This window comes from Corynebacterium variabile (assembly GCF_006539825.1).
In the GTDB taxonomy this organism is placed as follows: domain Bacteria; phylum Actinomycetota; class Actinomycetes; order Mycobacteriales; family Mycobacteriaceae; genus Corynebacterium; species Corynebacterium variabile.
Map to the genome: position 1 here is coordinate 14806 of NZ_BJNT01000018.1, position 22935 is coordinate 37740.

General features: G+C 68.7%; 23 protein-coding genes. 12 read left to right on the forward strand and 11 right to left on the reverse strand.

All coding sequences use genetic code 11. From position 1 onward, the window contains the following. Positions 1-157: 157 nt before the first annotated feature. The 5 genes from CVA01_RS14940 to CVA01_RS11115 form a co-directional block, all read right to left on the reverse strand. A complete protein-coding gene (locus tag CVA01_RS14940; protein ID WP_170209763.1) occupies positions 158-460 on the reverse strand; it encodes a hypothetical protein in 303 nt (100 codons plus the stop codon). A gap of 158 nt (positions 461-618) precedes the next feature. Further along, on the reverse strand, positions 619-1353 hold the full coding sequence (locus CVA01_RS11100; RefSeq protein WP_141330776.1) for an ABC-2 transporter permease family protein: 735 nt from the start codon (positions 1351-1353) through the stop codon (positions 619-621). Between the two features lie 5 nt (positions 1354-1358). Continuing rightward, positions 1359-2375, reverse strand: a complete 1017-nt coding sequence (locus tag CVA01_RS11105) for an ABC transporter ATP-binding protein (protein WP_141330778.1) — start codon at positions 2373-2375, stop codon at positions 1359-1361. Positions 2376-2502: 127 nt separating this feature from the next. Beyond that, on the reverse strand, positions 2503-3276 hold the full coding sequence (locus CVA01_RS11110; protein ID WP_141330780.1) for a response regulator: 774 nt from the start codon (positions 3274-3276) through the stop codon (positions 2503-2505). Beyond that, positions 3273-4556, reverse strand: a complete 1284-nt coding sequence (locus CVA01_RS11115; RefSeq protein WP_141330782.1) for a sensor histidine kinase — start codon at positions 4554-4556, stop codon at positions 3273-3275. The genes CVA01_RS11110 and CVA01_RS11115 overlap by 4 nt, the downstream gene beginning before the upstream one ends. A gap of 62 nt (positions 4557-4618) precedes the next feature. On the opposite strand from CVA01_RS11115, the gene CVA01_RS11120 reads away from it, so the two are divergent. From CVA01_RS11120 to CVA01_RS11140, 5 genes are all read left to right on the forward strand, one after another. Then, complete coding sequence (locus CVA01_RS11120) at positions 4619-5659, forward strand: ABC transporter ATP-binding protein (RefSeq protein ID WP_014010700.1); 1041 nt, start codon at positions 4619-4621, stop codon at positions 5657-5659. Between the two features lie 198 nt (positions 5660-5857). After that, positions 5858-7126 carry an ABC transporter substrate-binding protein gene (locus tag CVA01_RS11125; RefSeq protein ID WP_141330784.1) on the forward strand — a complete coding sequence of 423 codons (1269 nt, stop codon included), beginning with the start codon at positions 5858-5860 and terminating at the stop codon, positions 7124-7126. A gap of 118 nt (positions 7127-7244) precedes the next feature. After that, on the forward strand, positions 7245-8288 hold the full coding sequence (locus CVA01_RS11130) for a carbohydrate ABC transporter permease (RefSeq protein WP_141330785.1): 1044 nt from the start codon (positions 7245-7247) through the stop codon (positions 8286-8288). After that, positions 8285-9118, forward strand: a complete 834-nt coding sequence (locus CVA01_RS11135; protein WP_141330787.1) for a carbohydrate ABC transporter permease — start codon at positions 8285-8287, stop codon at positions 9116-9118. Before CVA01_RS11130 ends, CVA01_RS11135 begins: the two co-directional genes overlap by 4 nt. Beyond that, positions 9118-9375, forward strand: coding sequence for a hypothetical protein (locus tag CVA01_RS11140; RefSeq protein ID WP_052302524.1), 258 nt, complete (start codon positions 9118-9120; stop codon positions 9373-9375). The genes CVA01_RS11135 and CVA01_RS11140 overlap by 1 nt, the downstream gene beginning before the upstream one ends. 195 nt (positions 9376-9570) lie before the next feature. Here CVA01_RS11140 and CVA01_RS11145 read toward each other — a convergent pair whose 3' ends face one another. The 5 genes from CVA01_RS11145 to CVA01_RS11165 are packed head-to-tail and all read right to left on the reverse strand — an operon-like array spanning position 9571 to position 13815. After that, complete coding sequence (locus CVA01_RS11145) at positions 9571-10596, reverse strand: YdcF family protein (protein WP_014010704.1); 1026 nt, start codon at positions 10594-10596, stop codon at positions 9571-9573. A gap of 9 nt (positions 10597-10605) precedes the next feature. Further along, a complete protein-coding gene (gene purE / locus CVA01_RS11150) occupies positions 10606-11118 on the reverse strand; it encodes a 5-(carboxyamino)imidazole ribonucleotide mutase (RefSeq protein WP_014010705.1) in 513 nt (170 codons plus the stop codon). Beyond that, the gene (locus CVA01_RS11155) at positions 11119-12378 is read right to left on the reverse strand and encodes a 5-(carboxyamino)imidazole ribonucleotide synthase (protein ID WP_014010706.1); all 1260 of its coding nucleotides are present in this window, start codon (positions 12376-12378) and stop codon (positions 11119-11121) included. Positions 12379-12383: 5 nt separating this feature from the next. Beyond that, entirely contained in the window at positions 12384-12938 is a 555-nt protein-coding gene (locus tag CVA01_RS11160) for a hypothetical protein (RefSeq protein ID WP_041630136.1), read from the reverse strand. Between the two features lie 4 nt (positions 12939-12942). Beyond that, positions 12943-13815, reverse strand: a complete 873-nt coding sequence (locus CVA01_RS11165) for a biotin--[acetyl-CoA-carboxylase] ligase (RefSeq protein ID WP_014010709.1) — start codon at positions 13813-13815, stop codon at positions 12943-12945. A 32-nt stretch (positions 13816-13847) separates the two neighbouring features. On the opposite strand from CVA01_RS11165, the gene CVA01_RS11170 reads away from it, so the two are divergent. The 7 genes from CVA01_RS11170 (at position 13848) to CVA01_RS11200 (ending at position 21658) form a co-directional block, all read left to right on the forward strand. Further along, a complete protein-coding gene (locus CVA01_RS11170; RefSeq protein ID WP_170209764.1) occupies positions 13848-15434 on the forward strand; it encodes an acyl-CoA carboxylase subunit beta in 1587 nt (528 codons plus the stop codon). 14 nt (positions 15435-15448) lie between these two features. Further along, the gene (locus tag CVA01_RS11175) at positions 15449-15709 is read left to right on the forward strand and encodes a hypothetical protein (RefSeq protein WP_014010710.1); all 261 of its coding nucleotides are present in this window, start codon (positions 15449-15451) and stop codon (positions 15707-15709) included. 25 nt (positions 15710-15734) lie between these two features. Further along, positions 15735-16385: a Maf family protein gene (locus CVA01_RS11180; RefSeq protein ID WP_041630696.1), complete on the forward strand. Its 651-nt coding sequence runs from the start codon at positions 15735-15737 to the stop codon at positions 16383-16385. 123 nt (positions 16386-16508) lie between these two features. Then, on the forward strand, positions 16509-17339 hold the full coding sequence (locus CVA01_RS11185; RefSeq protein ID WP_141330792.1) for a sulfurtransferase: 831 nt from the start codon (positions 16509-16511) through the stop codon (positions 17337-17339). A 129-nt stretch (positions 17340-17468) separates the two neighbouring features. Further along, a complete protein-coding gene (locus tag CVA01_RS11190) occupies positions 17469-19244 on the forward strand; it encodes an acetyl/propionyl/methylcrotonyl-CoA carboxylase subunit alpha (RefSeq protein ID WP_141330794.1) in 1776 nt (591 codons plus the stop codon). A gap of 16 nt (positions 19245-19260) precedes the next feature. Continuing rightward, complete coding sequence (gene glpK, locus CVA01_RS11195; protein ID WP_141330796.1) at positions 19261-20844, forward strand: glycerol kinase GlpK; 1584 nt, start codon at positions 19261-19263, stop codon at positions 20842-20844. A 157-nt stretch (positions 20845-21001) separates the two neighbouring features. Further along, positions 21002-21658, forward strand: a complete 657-nt coding sequence (locus tag CVA01_RS11200; RefSeq protein WP_014010715.1) for a DUF1707 SHOCT-like domain-containing protein — start codon at positions 21002-21004, stop codon at positions 21656-21658. 27 nt (positions 21659-21685) lie between these two features. On the opposite strand, the gene CVA01_RS11205 is transcribed toward CVA01_RS11200, so the two are convergent. After that, positions 21686-22879, reverse strand: a complete 1194-nt coding sequence (locus CVA01_RS11205; RefSeq protein WP_141330798.1) for an amidohydrolase — start codon at positions 22877-22879, stop codon at positions 21686-21688. Positions 22880-22935 lie beyond the last annotated feature (56 nt).

Below are 22935 nucleotides of genomic sequence, written 5' to 3' on the forward strand. Positions count from 1 at the left end.
CCAGCAATTGCAGTGATCTGTCGAATACCGACGGGTACCGGTCCGAGTTCCACTGCGACCGGTGCGGCAACGGTTACCGCTCGGTGTACCGGAGAGATGTCGCGGCCACCGGACAGAAGGTCGCCCGGGGTCTGGGCAGTCTTTTCGACGGCCGGTTCTACGACGTCACGTCCGCGGTGGACCGCGTGCTCGACCGGTCGACGAACTCTGAGGCGAAGGACAGGCCCTGAGCTGCGCGGTGGTGGAGATCGCCCCGGACTTCCACCAGTGCCGTGGCTGCGGCGACCGGGTGTGTGGCGCCGTGTGCCGGAACGAGCTGGTGGGCCAGTGTGTCCGGCGCTCCCCCGTCGCTTCCGAGGAGCTTGCGCAGTTGAAGGCCGTGGAGCCACGCGAGCAGGTAGGCAACAAGCCGCAGGACGTGGACCTGACCGCCGGGATGACGCAGGGTGAGCAGTCCCACCCCCGCTGCGGGTCCTGCGGCGCGCAGTCGCAGGGTGGGAAGTTCTGCTCCGCCTGCGGATCGCCCCTGTCGGTGGAGGTCACCTGTTCTCCTGTTCCCACACGAATCCAGCAGGGGCACTCTTCAGTCCGCAGTGCGGGACGGGGCCGTCCTGAGGGTCAGCGCACGTCCACGCGGTGGTTGCGCCACAGGCCGAGCGCGGCGAGGGCGGCGAACCAGGCGATGATGATGAGGTAGCAGACCGCGGTGCTGAAGCCGTAGCCGAGCGGGTCCTCGCCACCGAGGAGCTGGGTCTGCCGTTGCATCGGGGCGATGGCGGCCAGGGGGCGGAAGATCCCGATGGACTCGGCGGCCATGCCGAGCATGCCGTCGATGACGAGCAGCCAGGCCACGGGGACAGCCACGGACGCGACCTGGCTGCGGATGACGCAGGCCAGTCCGACACTCATCGCGGCGAAGAGGACGTTGGTGACCAGGCCGACCACGGGGATGAAGGTGTCGGTGCCGAGGCTCAGTGTGCCGCCGAGGGCCGCTCCGACACCGATCGCCAGGACCGTGCCGAGGACATAGGTCACGGCGGTGAATACGGCGGTGACGGTGATCTTGGCTGCGACCCACTGCCAACGTCCGGCCTGGGTGAGGAAGGCCTGGGCGTGCATGTGGTTGCGGATGTCGCCGGCGGTGGTGGCGGCGGCGAAGATCACCGCGACGAGCATGAAGATCTGCAGGCCGAAGAGGATCGTCGACCAGTCGAGGGTGGCGTCGTCGCCGAAGAGGGCGATGAGGGTGACCGGGCCGAAGAGGGAGCCGGTGAGCAGGATCGCGTAGACGAGGCTTGAGCGCAGGCTGAACAGCTTGGTGGTCTCGGCGCGCAGGGCGTTGGTGAAGGACATGACGACTACTTCTTTCCGGCGGGGGCGGCGGGGACGGCGGATGTGGCGGATATGGCGGATATGGCGGATTCGGTGCGGTACTCCTGGGCGTCCGCGGTCGCGGCGAGGAAGCGGGTCTCCAGGTTGGCGGTCTCGGCGCGAAGTCCGGTGACCGGGACTCTTGCGGTGAGGGCGATCTCGGCGACGGCGCGGCGAACCTCCGCGTCGGTGGATCCCTCGGGGATGTCGACGGTGAGTGGTGTGGTCCCGGCGTCTGTGCCGTCGGTGTCGTCCGCCAGTCCGAAGGACGCGGTGAAGCCGGCGTCCCGCAGGCGGGTGGCGAGGGTGTCGGTGAGGCGGGCGTCCGGGGTTTCGACGAGGACGCGGGCTCCGCCGGCAAGGAACTCGTCCATGGAGTATTCGCCGATCATGCGGCCCTTGCCGATGACGATGAGTCGGTCGGCGGTGAGCTGCATCTCGGAGAGCAGGTGGGAGGAGACGAGGACGCTGCGACCCTGGGACGCCAGGGTGCGGATGGTGTGCCGCATCCAGCTGACCCCTTCGGGGTCTAGGCCGTTGACCGGCTCGTCGAGGATGAGGTGCTTCGGGTCGCCGAGGAGGGCGGCGGCGAGTCCGAGTCGCTGCTTCATGCCGAGCGAGTAGCCGCCGACCTTCTTCTTCGCGGCGTCGGTGAGACCGACGATCTCGAGGCATTCCTCGACGCGGGAGTCAGGGATGCCGGCGCCCCGGGCGAGGACGCGGAGGTGGGAGCGGCCGCTACGGGCCGGAGTGAACCAGGTCGCGTCGAGGAGGGCGCCGGCGGTACCGGGCTTGTCGGCGAGGGCGGTGAAGTCGGCTCCGTCGAAGGTGACGGTGCCGGAGGTCGGCCGGTCGAGGCCGAGGATGCAACGCATGGTGGTCGACTTACCGGCGCCGTTCGGGCCGAGGAAGCCGGTGACGGTCGAGTCGGGGACAGTGAATGAGAGGTCTGCGACGGCGTGCTGCCTGCCGTAGCTCTTGTGCAGGTCGGTGACGGTGATCATGGACTACATGGTCGTCGCCTCTGCGCCTGCGATCATCGGTCTGCGGGCTGATTGTGCGGTGGTGGGTGGTGCGGGTCGGTCATACCTGGGTATGACGGCGATGAGGACGTCCATCGCCTGGGCATCCCTACTCCCCGTCGAGCACCTGGGCCGGGTCCACCAGCCCGTGCCGGAAGGCGAAGAGCACCGCATGGACCCGGTCGCGCGAGCCGGTCTTCGCCAGCACCCGTCCGACATGCGTCTTCACAGTCGGCAGGGACACGAACAGCCGCGCGGCGATCTCCTGGTTGGACGCCCCGGTAGCCATCAGCACCAGGATCTCCCGCTCACGTGGGGTCAGGGGATCCACGAGACCCAGATCGTCGTCCGGGCCCGGCGCCGGGACATCCGATGAGGTCGCGATACCGCGGCCTGCATCGGCACCGCCGAGGCCACCCGCTCCGACATCTGTCCCACCTGCCCGCACCTGACGCAGCAGCCGCGCCGTCGCCTTCGGGGAGATCACGGCAGAGGCCTCCCCGACCGTCCGCACCGCGTCGATGAGGTCCTCCGGGTCGGCGTCCTTCAGCAGGAAACCACTCGCCCCGGCGGTGATGGAGCTCATCACGTACTCGTCATTGTCGAAGGTCGTCAGCACCACCACCCGGGTCGGTTCGCCGCCGGGACCGCGCACACCGGTATCCACGATCTGCCGGGTCGCCGAGATGCCGTCGAGGTTCGGCATCTGTACGTCCATGAGCACGATGTCCACGGGCGCCTGTTCCGCGAGCCGCACCGCCTCCACCCCGTCGACGGCCTGCCACACCACCTCGATGTCGTCCTGGGAGTCCAGCACCATGGCGAACCCGGCGCGGACGAGCTGCTGGTCATCGGCGAGGGCCACTGTGATTTTCCCGGTCATGCGGCCAGCTTAACGGCCACGCGCCACCCACCGGGGAAGACTGCCGAGGCACCCCAGGACGCCGTCCCCTCATGTACCCGGGCCCGCTCCTTCAGCCCGATCAGCCCCTGGCCGCCGGCACCACCGGCGGCGGATGTGGCGTCCACCAGACCCTGTCCCGGCGCGTTGTCCACGCTGACCAGCAGTGCCCCCGGTGCAGTCCAGTCCATCACCACCTGCGTGCGGACCTTCCCGGCGTGTTTGAGCACATTCGTCAGTGACTCCTGCACGGTGCGGTAGACGGTGAGGCCCAGTGTCGCCGGCACTTCCCTGGCGTCCCCCCTGATGTCGAGGGAGATCTCCAGACCGGACCGCCGGGCGTCGTCCACCAGACCGGGGACGCCGTCTACACCCGGCGCGGACCCGGTGTCGCGGGTCTCGCCCTCGCGCAGGACGCTGAGGAGCTGCCGCATCTGTGCCAGTGCCTCACGACCGGTCGCCGCGATCGTGTCGAGAGCTTCGATCGCCAGCTCCGGCCTCTTCTTCCCCGCATAGCGTCCGCCGTCGGCCTGGGCGATGACCGCGGTAAGGGAGTGGGCGACGATGTCGTGCATCTCCCGGGCGATGCGGTTGCGCTCGGTGACGGCGGCAAGTTCGGCACGGGCCGCAAGATTCTCCATCTGCTGATGCTGACGGCGTACCCCCAGACCCAGCTGCCAGCACAGCGCGACAGAGACGACGATGAGGACGAGAAGGATCGAGAGCACGAACAGCAGCTCCCGCAGCGACGCACTCTCGCCGTACAGCTCCTCGCGGGAGAGGTCCGCGACCCAGCTGAGTTCGACATACGGAGCGAGAACAGCGAGCGTTGCCCCTGCCAGCGCCCCGACCAGTAGGGCGCCGAGCCATGCCCGACGCCGCCGCCGGATGTACCCGGCGATGAACCACGCCTCGTAGCCGACGATGCCCGCCGCCAGGATGTACACCTCCGACAGCGCGACCGCGGCGACCACCAGCCCTACCGCGACAACTGTCAGGCCTGCCTCCGGTCGACGACGCTGGACCAGCAGTCCGACGAAGACCACGAGATAGCCGACAGACAGGATGACCGCGGAGACCGGGTCCGGGTCCTCGACCCGGGTGTTGACGGCACCTGCCAGGTCGATACCGCCGAAAAACAGGAACAGTGCGGACTGGATGACGAACTGCACCCAGAACCCGCGGTCACGCCAGAACGGCCCCGGCGTCGCCTGCAGGGCGAAGGAGGGTGCCGTCGAGTCCGTGCCGTTCAGGTCGCTCACAACCGTCGACTCTACGGAACGTCGCCCGGCACACGGATCAGCCTGCGGTATGATCCGTCACCATGGCTGACGTCGTCTTCGATCACGTGAATATCCGGTACCCGGGCGCGGACGCCCCCACGGTCAAGGACCTGAACCTGGAGATCGCCGACGGCGAGTTCCTCGTCCTCGTCGGACCGTCCGGTTGCGGTAAGTCCACCACCCTGCGTGCCCTGGCCGGTCTGGAACCGACCGACTCCGGCATCATCTCCATCGGTGGACGCGACGTCACCGGCGAAGAGCCGGGTGACCGCGACATCGCGATGGTCTTCCAGGACTACGCCCTGTACCCACACATGTCCGTGCGGGAGAACATGGGCTTTGCGCTGACGATCAAGAAGCGTCCCAAGTCCGAGATCGCCGAGCGGGTCGAGCGCGCCGCCGAGATCCTCGACCTCACCGAGTTCCTCGACCGCAAGCCGAAGGACCTCTCCGGTGGCCAGCGCCAGCGTGTGGCGATGGGCCGCGCGATCGTCCGCGAGCCGCAGGTCTTCCTCATGGACGAGCCGCTGTCCAACCTGGACGCCAAGCTGCGCGTCCAGACCCGCGCACAGATCGTGAAGCTGCAGCAGAACCTCGACGTCACCACCGTCTACGTCACCCACGACCAGGTCGAGGCGATGACGATGGGCCATCGCGTCGCCGTGCTCAAGGACGGGATCCTGCAGCAGGTCGATACGCCGCAGAACCTCTACCGCGATCCGGTGAACGCCTTCGTCGCCGGGTTCATCGGATCCCCGTCGATGAACCTGCTCACCGTCGACGGTTCCGCGCTCACCGAACTGGGGATCGACCTGCCCGCCGGTGCGGTCCAGGTCGGCGTCCGCCCGGAACATCTCACCGTGCAGGACGCTGGTACCCCCGGTCTCGTCGGCACCGTCTCCCTCGTCGAGGAACTCGGGTCGGACGCCAATGTCTACGCCGAGACCTTCTACGGCCAGGTCACGGCCCGTACCGAGGACGCCCCGGGGACGCTGCCCCCGCTCGGCGGTTCCGTGGTCTTCACCCTGGCGGAAGGGGCTGCGGTGTACTTCTTCGACGCCGAGGGTGAGCGGGTGCGCTGAGGGGCCACCCCCGGGGAGGTGGGGCAACTCCCCCTCCCCACCCCCGAATCAGAGGGACACGCGGGCGTGAATGTCGGGCAGCGCCCCCGTACGGGCTTCGCGGGTACTACACTCGTTCGAAGCACCCGGCGGTGCGGTAGCGGATACCGCGGTCGCCGAGGCGTTTCACTGAGGACCCCCAACTGAAAGGTCAGGCCCATGGCTCACCTTCCGAAGCTTCCCAAGAAGCTGATCGCTACCCTCGCCGCCGCCGGCCTCACCGCCGGACTGGTCGCCTGCTCCTCCGACGACGACAGCTCGGGCGGTGACTCCGAGTCCAACACCTCCCGTGGCCCGATCACGTACGCCATGGGCAAGAACGACACGGACAAGGTCCAGCCGATCATCGACAAGTGGAATGCAGAGCACCCGGACGAGAAGGTCACCCTCAAGGAGCTCGCCGGCGAGGCCGACGCCCAGCGTGACACCCTGGTCCAGTCGCTGCAGGCCGACTCCTCCGACTACGACGTCATGGCCCTCGACGTGATCTGGACCGCCCAGTTCGCCGCCAACGGTTGGCTCGCCCCGCTGACCGGCGACCTGGAGACCTCCACCGACGGCATCCTTGACGCCCCGCTCGAGTCCGCGACCTACAACGACACCCTCTACGCGCTGCCGCAGAACACCAACGGCCAGCTGCTCTACCGCAACACCGAGATGGTGCCGGAGGCCCCGACGAAGTGGGATGACGTCGTCAACGCCTGCAAGGCCGTCGTCGAGCAGAACAAGGACTGCCTGACCACCCAGCTCAAGCAGTACGAGGGCATCACCATCGCCACCGGCAACTTCATGGACGGCTGGGGCGGCGGCATCCTCGGTGACGACGGTGAGCCGACCGTCACCTCGGACGAGTCGAAGGAAGGCCTGCAGGCCCTGGTCGACGCCTACAAGGACAAGACCATCTCCCCGGCATCCACCGCCGCCACCGAGGAGGAGACCAACCTGGCCTTCACCGAGGGCAAGACCGCCATGGCGATCAACTGGCCCTACATGTGGACCAACGCCAACGAGTCCGAGGCGACCAAGGACAAGTTCGAGGTCCAGCCGCTGGTCGGCAAGGACGGCACCGGGGTCTCCACCCTCGGCGGCTACAACTCCGGCATCAACGTGAACTCGAAGAACAAGGCCACCGCCCTGGACTTCATCAAGTTCCTCGTCGAGCCGGAGAACCAGAAGTCCTTCCTCGAGGGATCCTTCCCGCCGGTCCTCTCGTCCATCTACGACGATGCCGCCCTCGCCGAGAAGTACCCTTTCCTCCCCGTGCTGAAGGAGTCCCTGGAGAACGCCAAGCCGCGCCCGGTCTCCCCGAGCTACGACCAGCTCTCCAAGGCTGTCCAGGACAACGCCTACGCCGCCGTCAACGGCACCGTGGACGTCGACAAGGCCACCGCGGACATGGAATCCGCGATCAGCAACGTCACCGGCTAGATTCTCCAGCGTGCGCTGACCTCTTCCGGCCCGGCCCGCCCCCGACACTGTCGTCGGCGGCGGGCCATCGCCGTTCCCGTCCCCCGGTCTCCCCCATACTTTTGTAAGGTTGCTTCCCGTGAGAACCAAGAAGCGCGACTTCAGGGCCGTCTGGCTCGTCGGCCCCAGCCTGGCGCTGCTGGCCGTCGTCATCGGCTACCCGATCATCCGGGCGATCTGGCTGTCCTTCCAGGCGGACAAACATCTCGACCCCTCCACCGGCATGTTCGTCGAGGGCGGCTTCGCCGGATTCGACCACTATCTCTACTGGCTGACGCAACGCTGCATGTCGCCCAACGGCACGGTCTCCACCTGTGCCCCGGGCAACCTCGCCGTCGACTTCTGGCCTGCCTTGAAGATCACCCTGTTCTTCGTGGTCGTCACGGTCTTCCTCGAGACACTGCTGGGGCTGTGGATGGCGACGGTGATGAACCGCAGTTTCCTGGGCCGTGGCCTGCTGCGTGCCGCGGTGCTGATCCCGTGGGCCATCCCCACCGCCGTCACCGCGAAACTGTGGCAGTTCATCTTCGCCCCCGATGGCATCATCAACTCGGTGACCGGACTGGACATCGCCTGGACGACAGATCCCTGGGCGGCGAGATTCGCGGTCATTGTCGCCGACGTGTGGAAGACCGCGCCGTTCATGGCGCTGCTCATCCTCGCCGGTCTGCAGATGGTCCCCCAGGGTGTCTACGAGGCAGCACGGGTCGACGGGGCGTCCCGTTGGCAGCAGTTCACGAAGATCACCCTGCCGCTGATCAGGCCCGCACTGATGGTCGCGATCCTGTTCCGCACCCTCGACGCGCTGCGCATGTACGACCTGCCGGTCATCATGATCAGCTCTTCGGCGAACTCCCCTACCGCAGTGCTCAGCCAGCTGGTGATCTCCGACATGCAGGGCGGCAACTTCAACTCCGCCTCGGCGATCTCCACACTGATCTTCCTGCTCATCTTCGCTGTCGCCTTCATCATGGTGAAGTTCCTCGGCGCCGACGTCTCAGGGACGCAGAACATGCCGAAGGCGTCCGGGAAGAAGAAGTGGTGGTCGCCGCGGAAGCAGGCGGACGCCGAGGGTGCCGCGTCCTCCCCTGATGCCGGCATGGAGAAAGAGGTCACCCGATGAACCGCTCAGTCAGGCGCACCGTCGCCAGCTACCTCGGCGTCATCGTCATCGTCGTGTGGGCGCTCGCACCCTTCTACTGGATGCTGGTCACCGCATTCCGCGACAAGTCGCACACCTTCGACACCAACCCGCTGCCCAGCCACCTCACGCTCGACAACTTCGTCGAGGCACTGGCCACCGACAAGGGCAACAACTTCCTGCGCGCCATCGGCAACTCGCTGCTCATCGGCGCCGGAACCACCGCCATCGCCCTGGCAGTCGGCGTGTTCACCGCCTACGCCCTGGCACGGGTGGACTTCCGTGGCAAGGGCTTCGTCACCGGCATCATCCTCGCCGCGTCGATGTTCCCCGGCATCGCCCTGGTCACCCCGCTGTTCCAGCTGTTCACCGATCTCGGCTGGATCGGTTCCTACCAGGCGCTGATCATCCCGAACATCTCCTTCGTCCTGCCGCTGACGGTCTACACACTGACCTCCTTCTTCCGGGAGCTGCCGTGGAAGCTCGAGGAGGCCGCCCGGGTCGACGGGGCGTCCCGTGCCCTGGCGTTCCGCAAGGTGATCCTGCCGCTGGCCGCGCCGGCGATGTTCACCACCGCGATCCTGGCCTTCATCAACACATGGAACGAATTCATGCTGGCCAAGCAGCTGTCCTCGACGAAGACGGAGCCGGTGACCGTGGCCATCGCCCGCTTCTCCGGGGCGAACGCCTACGAGTACCCGTATGCGGCGGTGATGGCCGCCGGTGCGCTGGTGACCGTTCCGCTGGTGATCATGGTGCTCATCTTCCAGCGCCGGATCGTCGCCGGCCTGACCGCCGGTGGTGTGAAGTAGTGGCGGACGCACCCGGCCGGCCTGACCTGTCCGGGCGGCCCGGCCGTCCCGCCGGTCTGCCGGCCTCGGAGTACCGGCGTCGGCGCATGATGTGGGAGTCCGTACTGGGCTTCCTCGCCCTGTTCGACCTGCTGGCGCTGATCCAGGCGGTGTGGAACCTCTTCGGCGATGCCGAGGTCTGGCCTTCCCTGCTTCTGCTCTGCCTCCTGGTGCTCACCTGGGCGGCCTGGCGGCAGTGGCGGAAGTACGGGGACTGAGTCTCCACCGCCTCGCTGCGTCATGAGAACCGCCCCAGCGTCATGAGAAAAACGCGCTCAGAGCTGCTGAACCGCGATTTTCTCATGACGCCCACTCAGAACTCATGACGGTACCGCCGGACCTCTGGGGCTGCCGTGAAAGCATGCCCGGCACCGCGTGTGATGTATCCGAGGTGAACGCGGGAGAAGCGCCGCTCAGGCCCGGCCGATGATCCGGTGGATCGTCAGCGCGACGTACTCCCGCAGGTAGGACGCCGGAATCGCGGGCTTCGGTGTCGGCGCCCCCAGCACGACGGCCGAGAAGGGCACCCCGTTGTCTCCCCGCTCGGCCTCCAGAGCGGCGACGATCCGCTCGGTGCGCAGCACATGGAAGTCCGAGGTACACACCACCACATGGGGGTCACGCACCCCTCGCTCCTTGAGCAGGTCCAGGCTGAAGTGCAGGTTCTCGGTGGTGTCCGTGGCATAGCGCTCCTCCAGCACCGCACCCCGGGGGAAACCCCGCGAGGCCAGGTACCGGTGCATCGCCTCCGCCTCGGTGCAGGGCTCGTCGTCTCCACGACCGCCTGTGACGATCAGCGGAGTGCTCCGGGCCGGACGGTGCTCGGTCACCGAGTGCCAGGCCGCCGCGCCCCGGTCACACCGGCAGGCCAGCAGGTCACTGACCCGGTCGTGGACCAGTCCGGCACCGAGCACGATCACCGCGTCCGCCCGTTCCGGGGCCCGACGCCGACGGCCACGCCCCACATCGCGCAGATAGCGGATCATCGAGACAACGGCACAGACCCAGAGGACCAACGCCGCGACACCGATGATGACCAGGGAGAAGCGGACATCGTCGCCACCGCCGCCGATCCCCTTGATCGAGCGCAGCACCATGGCCAGCGCACCGGCCCCCAGGCTCAGCAGTTCGGCGGCGGCCACGACCGTCGACAGGTGGAACCAGCCACGGCCGTCGACCCCGGGCAGGGCGTCCCCCATCCACCGCGCAGTCAACCAGCCCACGCACGCAACCACCGCATGGGAGAGACCGAAGAAGATCCACATCGTCCCGGCGAATCCCGCGCCGGTCGCCGCGACCAGCAGCCATACCCACAGCAGCAGGCCGACGGAGAAGACGAGCGCGCCGTTACCGGCCCACCGGGACCGGGTCTTCACACTCCAGCCGGTGCCCGCCAGAAGCACGATCAGGACCAGGCTGACCAGCATCAGCAGTGACATCGCGGAGGTCTACTCCCCCATGAGCTTCTGCTTGAGCCGCTGGTCCTTGACCAGCACCTCGTCGCGCATCGTCTCCTGGTAGGCGACCATCCGCTCCGTCAGCTCCGGGTAGGCCGCACCGAGCATCCGCACGGCCAGCAGGCCGGCGTTCTTCGCGCCGTCGATGGAGACGGTCGCGGTCGGGACACCGGCGGGCATCTGCACGATGGACAGGAGGGAGTCCATGCCGTCGAGGTTCTTCAGGGCGCGCGGGATGCCGATGACCGGCAGCGGTGTGGCGGCGGCGACCATGCCGGGCAGGTGGGCGGCACCGCCGGCGCAGGCGATGATCACCTTGAGGCCGCGGGTGTGCGCCTCGCGCGCGTAGTCGAGCATCCGGTCGGGGGTGCGGTGGGCGGAGACCACACCGATCTCCATGGGGACGCCGAACTCGGCGAGGACCTCGGCGGCGGGCTCGACAGTGGGCCAGTCGGAGTCCGACCCCATGACGATGCCGACGAGCGGGGTGTTCTGGTCAGTCATTCACTGGTCCTTCCAGGTGGCGGTGACGAGGAAATCGGAGGCGAGGCGGGCGGAGATGCGGAGCTTCTCCACGTTCTCGGCGGTTGCGGCGGCGCCGCAGGGCAGCGACATGTTGACGTGCCCGATCTTGCGGCGCGGACGCCACTCCTTGCCGTAGAGGTGGATCTTCGCGGTCGGGAACCGGCGCCACACCTCATCCATCCGCTCGGCCATCGGCATCGCCGGATCGGCGTCCGGGTCACCGAGGATATTGGCCATCACGGTGGTGGTGGAGCTCAGCGCGGTCGAACCCAGCGGACGGTCGAGCACAGCACGCAGGTGCTGCTCGAACTGGCCGGTGACACAACCGTCCTGCGTCCAGTGGCCGGTGTTGTGCGGACGCATCGCCAGCTCGTTGACGATGATCTCGGGCTGCCCGGCCTCGTCGACGGCCTCGAAGAGCTCCACGGCGAGGACGCCGGTCACACCGAGTTCCTCGGCGACCTCACGGGCCAGGGTGTGGGCCTGGGCGATGACGCGCGCCTGGCCTGCGGTTTCCGCCGGAGCCGGGGCGACGGCCAGGTAGCAGATGCCGTCGGCCTGCACGGACTCCACGACCGGCCAGGAGGCGATCTCGCCGGAGGGGGTGCGGGCGACCATGGCGGACAGTTCGCGGACCAGGCGGACCTTCTTCTCCGCCATCAGCGGCACACCCTGCTCCAGCAGTTCAGCGACGAGGGAGGCGGTCTGCTCCCTGGACTCCGGGAACCAGACGCCCTTGCCGTCGTAGCCGCCACGGCGGGCCTTGAGGCACACGGCACCGTCGGTGGCGTCCCAGAAGCCCTCGCCGTCGGAGACCGAGAGGATCTCGGCGAAGGGCGGCACGGGTGCGCCCATCTCCCGCATACGCCGTCGCATGACCAGCTTGTCCTGCGCGTTGATGAGAGCCGAAGGCTGCGGCTGGACATTCACGCCGTCAGCGATGAGCCCCTCGAGGTACTCGTTAGGCACGTGCTCGTGGTCGAAGGTGACGGCGTCCGCCCCCTCGCTCACGGCGCGGACGACATCCTCGTCGGTGTACTCACCCAGCCACACGTCGGCGGTGGCCTGGGCGGCGGAGGCTGCCCCGGAACCGGCCAGCAGCCGGACGGTCAGACCGAGTTCGATGCCCGCCTGCTGCATCATCCGGGCCAGCTGGCCGTCGCCGATGACGGTGACCAGCGGCATTCCGGGTGCGTGGGCTTCTGGGCGGGAGAGGTGCAGATCAGGTTCGCTACTCACCCGCGTCAGTATACCGGCCGTGCGTAGCGGACAATCCGCTCGTCGACCATCGCGGCGACATCGGCGGCGTAGGGCACGTCCGCCAGGCGCACCGGAATCCGGTAACCACGGGTCCACACGTTGACCGTGCTGCCCCGCTGACGCACCTCGACGATCTGGTCCAGCGGAATCTCCACGACCCGCGACCGCCAGTCGCCGGAGGCGGTGACCAGACGCCGGTCGGTGAGGATGATCCGGCTGCGCTGCCGGAACAGCAGGTGGCGGATGCACCGCCGCCAGGCGATCCACACCCACACGATGAGCAGGACGCGGCGTCCCCACAGGGCGGCCGTCGCGGTACCTGCCACACCGGGGAGTCCGGGGACCTCGGCGAGATGGTCCGGGACGTACCCGGCCACGCGTACCGCCTCGTCGGCGAGGTGGGCGTCCAGCAGGCCGATGAGCAGCCAGACGACACCGGTGGCGAGGACGAGTTCGAGCACCGGGAAGATGACGCTGCGTCGCGACGGACTGAGCTCTGCGAGGATCACCTCCCCGCGCTCGAAGCGGATCTTGGGCATGGGTCTAGTTCTCCCGAGCGTCCGGGCGCACGTGCACCACATCCCCGGCCGTGACCGTGTGGCGCGTGCCGTCGACGGACTCCAGCACCAGCTCCCCGTGGGGACCGAGGTCCACGGCAGTGCCGTAGAGGTTCTCCCCGCCGGGCAGCTCGGCCCGCACCCGGGTGCCCAGGGTCGAGGACAGCTCGCGGTAGCGGGTGCGGACATCGGCGGCGGCGTCGCCACCGGCACGCCAGGCGTCGTCGACGGCCAGCAGGTGACGCAGGATGACGGCGGTGACGTGGTCACGCGCCCCGGCGTCCGGGATCTCCAGTCCTTCGAGAGTCAGCGAGGTGGCAGCGGGCAGGCCGGCGTCCTCGAAATCGGCGGCGGTCATCGACAGGTTCAGGCCGATGCCCGGCACGATGGCCGGTGGGTCGATGGAGGCGGCCTCGACGAGGATGCCGGCGAGCTTGTGCGGGGTACCGTCGCGGACGACCTGGACATCGTTCGGCCACTTCAGGACCGCGGGGACGCCGAGTTCCCGGGCTGCACCGGCGATGGCGACCCCGATGAACAACGGAAGCTCGCCGAGCCGTTCGATGTCAAGCTGCTCCGGGGCGAGCAGCACCGAGCAGATGAACTGGGAGCCGGCGGGGGCGGACCAGGGCCTGCCCATGCGACCCCGCCCGGAAACCTGTTCCTCGGCGAGGAGCACGGTGCGGTCGGTGACGGTACCGGAGGCGGCACGGGCCGCGAGATCTGCGTTCGTCGAGCCGGTGGATCCGACATGGTCCACGGTGAAGCGCCGGACACCGGCGGCATGCAGCACCGCCGCCACCCGGTCGGCGTCGACCGGGTGGCGGGAAGCGGCGGGTGGTTCGGGAGTACCGTTCATGTCTCCCGAGGATAACGCTTAGACTGTCCTCCATGAATGATCCCACCTCCGCCACGCCCGGGGCAGATCTGTCGACGACCGTCGGCAGGCTGCAGGACCTGCGCAACCGGCTCGCCGAGACACTGGCCCCCGCCGGAGAGAACGCCGTCGCCGCCGTCCATGACGCCGACCGGCTCACCGCCCGCGAACGGGTGGACGCCCTGCTTGACGAGGGGTCCTTCGTCGAGATCGACGCCCTCGCCCGCCATCGGGCGACCTCCTTCAACCTCGACCGCTCCCGCCCGGTCACCGACGGTGTCGTCACCGGTTACGGCACCGTCGACGGCCGTCAGGTCTGCGTCTTCTCCCAGGACGCCACCGTCTTCGACGGCACCGTCGGCGAGACCCACGGCGAGAAACTCATCAAGGTCATGGGGCTCGCCGAGCGTGCCGGTGTACCGCTCGTCGGCATCCACGACTCGACCGGTGCCCGGATCAAGGAAGGTGTCGTCTCCCTCGGGACCGCGGCGAAGCTCTACCGGCTGCGCTCGCGCCTGTCCGGTGTCGTCCCGCAGATCTCCGTCATCGCCGGTCCGACCGCCGGTACCGAGGCCCACCAGCCGGTCCTCGCCGATATCGTCGTCGCCGTCGAGGGTGCGCACCTCTACCTCACCGACCCGGAGCTCACCCGCAGCGTCCTCGGTGAGGAGGTCAGCGCCGACGAGCTCGGTGGTGTGGAGGTTCTCGCCTCGAACGGCACCTCACACCTCACCGCCGCCACCGATGACGCGGCACTCAGCCTGGTCAAGGACGTGCTCGCGCAGCTGCCCTCGAACAACCGGGCGCTGACTCCGCCGACCGAGCCGGTCGCCCCGGACACCGACGCACTCGACGCGCTGATCCCTGACTCCCCGGCCGCCGGCTACGACATGCTCGACGCGCTCGCCGGCGTCGTCGACCCCGACAGCCTCCTGGAGCTCTCCGCCGACCATGCGGGCAACGTCCTCACCGCCTTCGCCCGGATCGAGGGACGGGGTGTCGGTGTGGTCGCCAGCCAGCCGCTGGTCCTCGCCGGTGCCCTCGACGCCGCCGCCGCGGCCAAGGCCGCCCGTTTCGTGCGGATGTGCGACGCCTTCAATATCCCCCTGGTCTTCGCCGTCGACTCCCCCGGCTTCATGCCCGGTGCAGAGGAGGAGCGTAACGGACTGCTGCGCCGCTCCGCCCCGCTGTTCTCCGCTGTCGCGGACGCCTCCGTCGGCGTGCTCACCGTGGTCGTGCGCAAGGCCTTCGGTTCCTCCTATATCGCCATGGGCGCGAAGAACATGGGCGCTGACCTGGTGCTCGCCTGGCCGAGTGCGCAGATCTCCCACGCGGACGCCGCGAACACGGTCACCGCGGTCCACGCGGACACCCTGGCGAAGGCCGCCCGGAAGCGCAAGGACGTCGACGCGCTGCGCGTCCAGCTCACCGAGGAGATCGAGGATTCCCTGATCACCCCGTACGCTGCGGCGTCCCGCGGCTACGTCGACGCGGTCATCGCCCCCTCGGAGACCCGGGCCCGTCTGGCCGACGGGCTGGCACTGCTGGAGCGCAAGGTCGTTCCCGCCCCTGTCCGCAAGCACGACAACCTGCCCCTGTAACCGGAGAGGATCCCATGACGGACACGTCCCAGAACACCGCTGTCCCGGTGACCGTGGTGCGCGGTCTGCCGGCCGAGCCGGGCGCCGACGCCCCGGACCTCGACCTGCTCACCGCCGCAGTCGCCCAGGCCCTGGGCACCGTGGTCGCCGAGTCCGCGACCACCTACACCGACCCGCGCGAGCTCGTGCGCCGGCACCCGCGCGGCGCCTGGGGACTACCCGGGGCGGACACCCGCTGGCAGACCGTCTTCAGTCCGGCGGGGTTCCGTGGCTGATCCCGTGACCAGTTCCACGTCTGCCCTGCCACTTGTCCTGGCGTCCTCCTCCCCCTCCCGCCTGTCGGTGCTGCGCTCCGGCGGGATCGAACCGCTGGTGCTCGTCCCGGGGGTCGACGAGGACGCCATCGTCGCCGAGCTGCGGACCCGTGTCCCCGACCCGTCCCCGGCGGAGGTGGTGACCTGTCTCGCCACCGCGAAGGCGAATGCCGTCATCGACCAGTTCGCCGACGAGGTACCCGACGGTGCCGTGGTCGTCGCCGGTGACTCGATGCTGCTGCTCGACGGGGAACTGCAGGGTAAGCCCCACACCGTGGAGCGGACGGTGGAACGTTGGCATGCCCAGCGGGGACGCTCGGCCACCCTCATCACCGGACACGCCTTCACCCGGGCCAGTCCGGTGGACCTGTTCTCGGGGGTGTTCGCCCCGGTCACCACCGCCGTCAGCGAGACGGTGGTGCACTTCGCGGACGCCTCCGACCGCGACATCGAGGCCTACGCCGCCACGGGTGAGCCGCTGGGCTGTGCCGGCGCGTTCACCCTGGAGGCGCTGGGCGGGTGGTTCATCGACCGGATCGAAGGGGATCCGTCGAGTGTGATCGGACTGTCGCTGCCACTGATCCGCCGCGCGGTCGAGGATCACGGGCTGGCGGTCTCCGACTTCTGGAACCGGTGAACCGGGAGAGCGGTGAACTGCAGTCACCTGCACCACTGTCCACTCCTTCCCGCCCCACAGGTCACATCCGCCCACCACCACCGTTAAACTGTCCTCCAGACATGAAAGGCGGTACCCGCACCCATGGGAATCGAGTATGACCCCTCCCCCTCGCTGCAGCAGTACGCCCACCCGGAACGACTCGTGACGAGTTCCTGGCTGGGCGCGAAACTGGGCGGGGCCGGACTCAAGGTCGTCGAGTCAGACTCGGACAGCATCCTCTACAACATCGGCCACCTGCCGACCGCCATCCGCATCGACCTCCACGGTGACCTCGGTGCCCCGGTGTGCCGGGACTTCCTCGACGGTGAAGCCTTCGCCCGCCTCATGGACGACAAGGGCATCACCCGCGGCGACACCGTGGTGATCTACGGCGACGAGTCCAACCTGTGGGCGTCCTACGCCTTCTGGGTCTTCGACCTCTTCGGTCACCCCGATGTCCGCCTGCTCGACGGTGGCCGGGAAGCGTGGATGCAGGAGGAACGCGAAACCTCCTATGACGCCCCGCCCGGACCGACCCGGGGCTACCCGGTCATCGAGCGCGATGATCTGACCCACCGCATCTTCGTCGACGAGATCCTCGCCGACCGGCGGGGCTATGAGGACCTGCAGCTCCTCGACCTGCGGGATGCCCCGGAGTACGCCGCGGGCCACATCCCCGGGGCCACGAACATCTCCCCCTCTGCCTCGATCCGGCCCAACGGCCGCTTCCACTCCCGGGACGACCTGGAGGCGGCCTTCGCCGACCTCGACCCGGACGCCCCGGTCGCGACCTACTGTGGGACCGGCGAACGCGCCGCCCACCTGTGGTTCGTCCTGCACCACCTGCTCGGACGCGACACCGTGCGTTGTTACGACGGCTCCTGGGCCGAGTGGGGCAACATGGTCCGCATGCCGGTCACGGCGGAACAGTAGCGAATTCGCGGCGGTATCAGCGCTGTAACAGCGGGGGTGGCTACGACGGTGGAATCCGTAGTAGCGTCAAACGGTTGCCACCGCACCCGAACAGCAGTGACGGATGAAGTACGAGAAAGAGGAGAGCACGTGCCGGCAGAACACCGGAAGATCAGCAAGGTCCTGATCGCCAACCGTGGCGAGATCGCGGTCCGGGTCATCCGGGCCGCGCGTGACGAGGGCATCGCCACCGTCGCCGTCTACGCCGCGCCGGACGCCGACGCCCCCTTCGTGCGCATGGCCGACGAGGCCTTCGCCCTGGGTGGCGAGACTTCTGCCGAGACCTACCTCGACATCGTCAAGATCATCGACGTCGCAACCCGCTCCGGTGCGGACGCCGTCCACCCCGGCTACGGCTTCCTCTCCGAGAACGCCGACTTCGCCCAGGCTGTGGAGGACGCCGGGCTGATCTGGATCGGCCCCTCCCCCCGCGCCATCCGTGAACTCGGGGACAAGGTCACCGCCCGGCACTACGCCGAGAAGGTCGACGCCCCGATGGCACCCGGCACCCCGGAGCCGGTGGCGGACGCACAGGAGATCGTCGACTTCGCGACCGAGCACGGACTGCCGGTCGCCATCAAGGCCGCTTTCGGTGGCGGCGGACGCGGTATGAAGGTCGCCCACACCGTCGAGGAGATCCCGGAGCTCTTCGGGTCCGCGACCCGTGAGGCGGAGAAGGCCTTCGGCCGCGGCGAGTGCTTCGTCGAGCGCTACCTCGACCGGGCCCGGCACGTCGAGTGCCAGGTGCTCGCCGACACCCACGGCAACGTCGTCGTGGCGTCCACCCGTGACTGCTCGCTGCAGCGCCGTTTCCAGAAGCTCGTGGAGGAGGCCCCGGCCCCCTTCCTCACCGCGGAACAGGACGCCCGGCTGCGGGAGTCCGCCAAGGCGATCCTGCGTGAGGCCGGCTACCACGGTGCCGGCACCGTGGAATACCTCGTCGGCTCCGACGGCCTGATCTCCTTCCTCGAGGTCAACACCCGGCTGCAGGTCGAGCACCCGGTCACCGAGCAGGTCACCGGCTGGGACCTGGTCCGCGAGCAGTTCCGCATCGCCGAGGGCCGCGAGCTGTCCCGCACCACCGACCCGGAGATCCGCGGTCACGCCATCGAATTCCGGATCAACGGGGAGGACGCCGCCGCGAACTTCATGCCCGCCCCCGGCACCCTCACCGCCTACCGCGAGCCGGCCGGCCCCGGCGTCCGGATGGACTCCGGTGTGGAACAGGGCTCCGTCATCGGCGGCCAGTTCGACTCGATGCTGGCCAAGCTCATCGTCACCGGTGAGACCCGCGCAGAGGCCCTGCAGCGCGCCGCCCGCGCACTCGACGAGTACACGGTCGAGGGACTGCCGACGGTCATCCCGTTCCACCGCGCCGTGGTCGCCGATCCGGCGTTCGCACCGGAGCTGACTGACCCGGAGGCCTCATCCTTCAACGTCTACACCCGCTGGATCGAGGAGGAGTGGGACAACGCGGTCCCCGCCTTCGACGGTGATCCCGCCGAGGAGGAGACCGTCCCGCCGCGCACCATCGCCGTCGAGGTCGACGGTCGTCGCCTGGAGGTCTCCGTGCCCGGTGACCTCGTCGGTACCGGTGGCGCGGCGCGTCGTGCGCCGCGGAAGTCCTCCGGCGGCGCGTCCGCCGCGGCCACGGGTGACGACGTGCTCGCCCCGATGCAGGGCACCGTGGTGACTGTCCTCGTCGAGGAGGGTGCCGAGGTCGCCGAGGGCGATCCGGTGCTGGTGCTGGAGGCCATGAAGATGGAGAACGCGGTGAAGGCGCACAAGGCAGGCACAGTGGCCGGGCTGGCGGTCGCCGCCGGTGACGGCGTGAAGAAGTCCCAGCTGATGCTGCAGCTGGTGTGATCTGAGGGGATCCCTGATGGCCGACCTGTTCTCACGTTTCCGTCATCCCGGGGCCGGTCACGGCTCCTACAAGGGGTTCATCCTCGCCCTCGACCAGGGCACCACCTCGACCCGCGCCATCGTCTTCGACGCCCGCGGGGCAGTCGTCTCGGTGAGCCAGCTGGAGCACCGGCAGATCTTCCCGCGCCCGGGTTGGGTGGAGCATGACCCGGAGGAGATCCGGCTGAACGCCCGCCGCGTCATCGCGGACGCGGTGGCACGCGCGGACATCGGCACCGAGGACATCGCCGCGCTGGGGATCACCAACCAGCGTGAGACGACGGTGATCTGGGACCGGGAGACCGGCGAGCCGGTGCACAACGCCATCGTCTGGCAGGACACCCGCACCACCCCGATCTGCGATGAGTTGGAGGCCGCCGGCGACGGGGACCTGTTCCGGGAACGGACCGGGCTACCGGTCTCGACGTACTTCGCAGGCCCGAAGATCCGCTGGATCCTCGATAATGTGCCCGGTGTGCGCGAGCGTGCCGAGCGTGGTGAGCTCGCCATGGGCACCATGGACACCTGGATCATCTGGGAACTGACCCGCTCCACACGCCACTCCGGGCGTCCTGCCCGGGGACGCCAGCCGCGCGCGCGCCACGTCACCGACGTGACCAATGCCTCGCGCACCATGCTCATGGACATCCGGACCCGGCAGTGGGATCCGGAGCTGTGCGAGCGACTGGGGATCCCCATGTCCCTGCTGCCGGAGATCATCAGTTCCTCCGAGGTCATCGACAAGGTCCAGCGATCCGGCCCGGTGCACGGCGTCCCCATCGCGGGAATTCTCGGTGATCAGCAGGCTGCGACGTTCGGCCAGGCGTGCACGGAACCCGGCGAGGCCAAGTGCACCTACGGCACCGGGAACTTCCTGCTGCTCAACACGGGCACGGAGCCGAAGACCTCGGAGCACGGCCTGATCACCACGGTCGCCTACCAGCTCGGGGACGCCCCGGCGGTCTACGCCCTGGAAGGCTCTGTGGCGGTCACCGGCTCGCTGGTGCAGTGGCTGCGCGACAACCTGGGCTTCTTCGACGATTCCTCGCAGATCGAGGGGCTGGCACGCAGTGTCGACGACAACGGCGGCTGCGTGGTCGTCCCGGCCTTCTCCGGACTGCTCGCCCCGCGCTGGGTGCCGGACGCCCGGGGTGTGATCGTCGGCCTGACCAGGTACGTCACCAAGGCGCACATCTCCCGCGCCGCACTGGAGGCCACCGCCTTCCAGACCCGCGAGGTCGTCGCGGCGATGAACGCGGATGCCGGGGTGCCGCTGACCCGGCTGCGGGCCGACGGTGGCATGGTGGTGAACTCACTGCTCATGCAGTTCCAGGCGGATCAGCTGGGCGTGCCGGTGACGGTGCCGGAGGTCGCCGAGACCACGGCGCTGGGTGCGGCCTACGCCGCCGGCCTGGCGGTCGGATTCTTCACCGATGTCGCGGAGATCCGGTCACTGTGGCAGGAGAAAGAGACCTACATGCCCAATGCCTCCGAGGAGGACCGGGACGCCGCCTTCTCACTGTGGAACAAGGCCGTGGAGCGCTCCGTCGGCTGGGCATAGGCCCGTCCCCGTCCCCTGACCTCCCTCCTCACCTAACCTTCCTTCCCCTCCTTCCCCTCTCGTGTCGAGTTAGCACCGTCACAGGCAGCTTTTACCCCGGTTCGGCTGCCTGTGAAGGTGCTAACTCGACACGCGGCTGCGACTAGACTGGGGCAGCATGAATGACCCCCGCCGAGGTGCAGCGTCCCGGGACAGCCACGTCCGTATCGGGGACGCCGACCGTGATCACGCCATCAACCTGTTGGGCGTGCACTTCGCTGACGGCCGCCTCAGCATCACCGAATACGACGAGCGGTGCCAGCTCCTCGCCGGTGCAATGACCCGGGCTGAGATTGACCAGCAGTTCCGCGACCTGCCGGTGCTGCCCGGGTCACCGGCGGACCCGGCGTCCTCCCCTGGAACGGATATGGCGGTGTACTCCGCCGGGGAGATCGCCGAGCAGCACCGGCGTGGGGCGAACCCACGGGCCGGGATCATGGCGCTGACCGGCATCTCGCTCGGCGCGGTGGCGGCGGTCATCAACGGGCCGCTGTCGGTGATCCCCGCAGCACTCATCGCTGTCGTGGCGATCCTGCTGTACGTGATGAAGGTCGGGCCGGCGTCCTGGTACGTCCCGTCCCCGGAGGCGCTGGAGCGGGCGCGGGTGAAGAAAATGCGTCAGGCACACCAGCTGCAGCTCGAGGAGAAGAAGGCGCAGCGCAAGATCAGGCAGACGGAGATGACCACCGACGCCATCGACATGGCGCACCGCGCGATCGGTAAGGCCGGCCGCTCAGTGAACAACGGCTGGGAGCAGTGGCGGAAGCGGAAATAGCACCCGGAGGAAGACTGCCGACCGGAACTACCCCAGGTTCCGGAACTGTTCCAGCACCCCGGCGAACAGGCGCACGCCGACCGGCAGGCAGGCCTCGTCGAAGATGATGTCCGCCTGGTGCAGGTCGGCCTTCTCCCCCTGGCCGTTCCATGCACCCAGCCGGGCCATCGAGCCCGGCACATGCTCCAGGTACCAGCTGAAGTCTTCGCCGCCGGAGGACTGCGGCGCCTCCTGCAGCGCATGCGGGTCCATGTCCTTGACTGCCTGGGCCATCAGGGCGGTACAGGCGTCGTCGTTGGTGACCGGTGGGACACCCTTGGTGTGCCGGATCTCCGCGGTCGCCCCGGTCGGGACGAGCAGCTGCTCGACCAGTTCAGGGAACAGGTCCCCGAGCTGACGCCACACCAGCGGGCTACCGGTACGCAGCGTCCCCAGCAGGGAGACCTCCTGCGGCATGGCGTTGAACGCCGCGCCGCCGTTGACCGCGCCGAAGGTCAGCACGGTGCCGGTACGCGGATCGACCCGGCGCGACAGCAGCCCGGGCAGACCGGTGATGAGCAGGCCGGCGGCGTAGATGGCGTCCGCGGTGAGGTGCGGACGGGAGGTGTGCCCGCCCGGACCCTTCACGATGATCTCGACGACATCGGTCGCCGAGGTGATCGCCCCGGCGCGCACGCCGACCTGTCCGGCACGCAGCTTCGGCTCGGCGTGGACGGCGAAGATGTGGCTCACACCCTGCAGTGCCCCGGCGCGGATGACGTCGGTCGCCCCACCGTCGAGGACCTCCTCGGCGGGCTGGAAGATGCAGCGCACCCGCTGGTCCAGTCCTTCGGTCCGGTCGTACTCCGCCAGGGCGCAGGCCAGGGCGAGCACCACAGTGGTGTGGATGTCGTGACCGCAGGCGTGCATGACGCCCGGATTCTTCGACGCGAACTCGAGTCCGGTGACCTCGGTGACCGGCAGGGCGTCGATGTCGGCGCGGAAGGCCACGGCCGGCTGGTCGGGGTCCCCTCCGATGTCGACGATGAGGCCGGTGCCGGGCAGCAGCACCGGCTCCAGGCCGACGCCGCGCAGCGTGGCGTCCAGGAACGAGGTGGTCTGCACCTCGTCATGGGACAGCTCGGGGTGGGAGTGGAGGTGGCGGCGCCAGCCGATGACGTCGTCGTGGTGGTCGACCAACCAGGTGTTGACAGCCGATTGAACGGCGCCGGGGTTACTCACGGGTCGTAGGGCTCCTCCACGAGACAGACAGTGACCTCTCCACTCTAGTCGCCCGG

Excerpts from the sequence above, each read along its gene's own strand:
- CVA01_RS11100 (WP_141330776.1), bottom strand. The coding sequence starts at position 1,353 with ATGTCCTTCACCAACGCCCTGCGCGCCGAGACCACCAAGCTGTTCAGC.
- CVA01_RS11105 (WP_141330778.1), bottom strand. The coding sequence starts at position 2,375 with ATGATCACCGTCACCGACCTGCACAAGAGCTACGGCAGGCAGCACGCC.
- CVA01_RS11110 (WP_141330780.1), bottom strand. The coding sequence starts at position 3,276 with ATGACCGGGAAAATCACAGTGGCCCTCGCCGATGACCAGCAGCTCGTC.
- CVA01_RS11120 (WP_014010700.1), top strand. The coding sequence starts at position 4,619 with ATGGCTGACGTCGTCTTCGATCACGTGAATATCCGGTACCCGGGCGCG.
- CVA01_RS11125 (WP_141330784.1), top strand. The coding sequence starts at position 5,858 with ATGGCTCACCTTCCGAAGCTTCCCAAGAAGCTGATCGCTACCCTCGCC.
- CVA01_RS11135 (WP_141330787.1), top strand. The coding sequence starts at position 8,285 with ATGAACCGCTCAGTCAGGCGCACCGTCGCCAGCTACCTCGGCGTCATC.
- CVA01_RS11145 (WP_014010704.1), bottom strand. The coding sequence starts at position 10,596 with ATGTCACTGCTGATGCTGGTCAGCCTGGTCCTGATCGTGCTTCTGGCG.
- purE (WP_014010705.1), bottom strand. The coding sequence starts at position 11,118 with ATGACTGACCAGAACACCCCGCTCGTCGGCATCGTCATGGGGTCGGAC.
- CVA01_RS11160 (WP_041630136.1), bottom strand. The coding sequence starts at position 12,938 with ATGCCCAAGATCCGCTTCGAGCGCGGGGAGGTGATCCTCGCAGAGCTC.
- CVA01_RS11165 (WP_014010709.1), bottom strand. The coding sequence starts at position 13,815 with ATGAACGGTACTCCCGAACCACCCGCCGCTTCCCGCCACCCGGTCGAC.
- CVA01_RS11170 (WP_170209764.1), top strand. The coding sequence starts at position 13,848 with ATGAATGATCCCACCTCCGCCACGCCCGGGGCAGATCTGTCGACGACC.
- CVA01_RS11175 (WP_014010710.1), top strand. The coding sequence starts at position 15,449 with ATGACGGACACGTCCCAGAACACCGCTGTCCCGGTGACCGTGGTGCGC.
- CVA01_RS11185 (WP_141330792.1), top strand. The coding sequence starts at position 16,509 with ATGGGAATCGAGTATGACCCCTCCCCCTCGCTGCAGCAGTACGCCCAC.
- glpK (WP_141330796.1), top strand. The coding sequence starts at position 19,261 with ATGGCCGACCTGTTCTCACGTTTCCGTCATCCCGGGGCCGGTCACGGC.
- CVA01_RS11200 (WP_014010715.1), top strand. The coding sequence starts at position 21,002 with ATGAATGACCCCCGCCGAGGTGCAGCGTCCCGGGACAGCCACGTCCGT.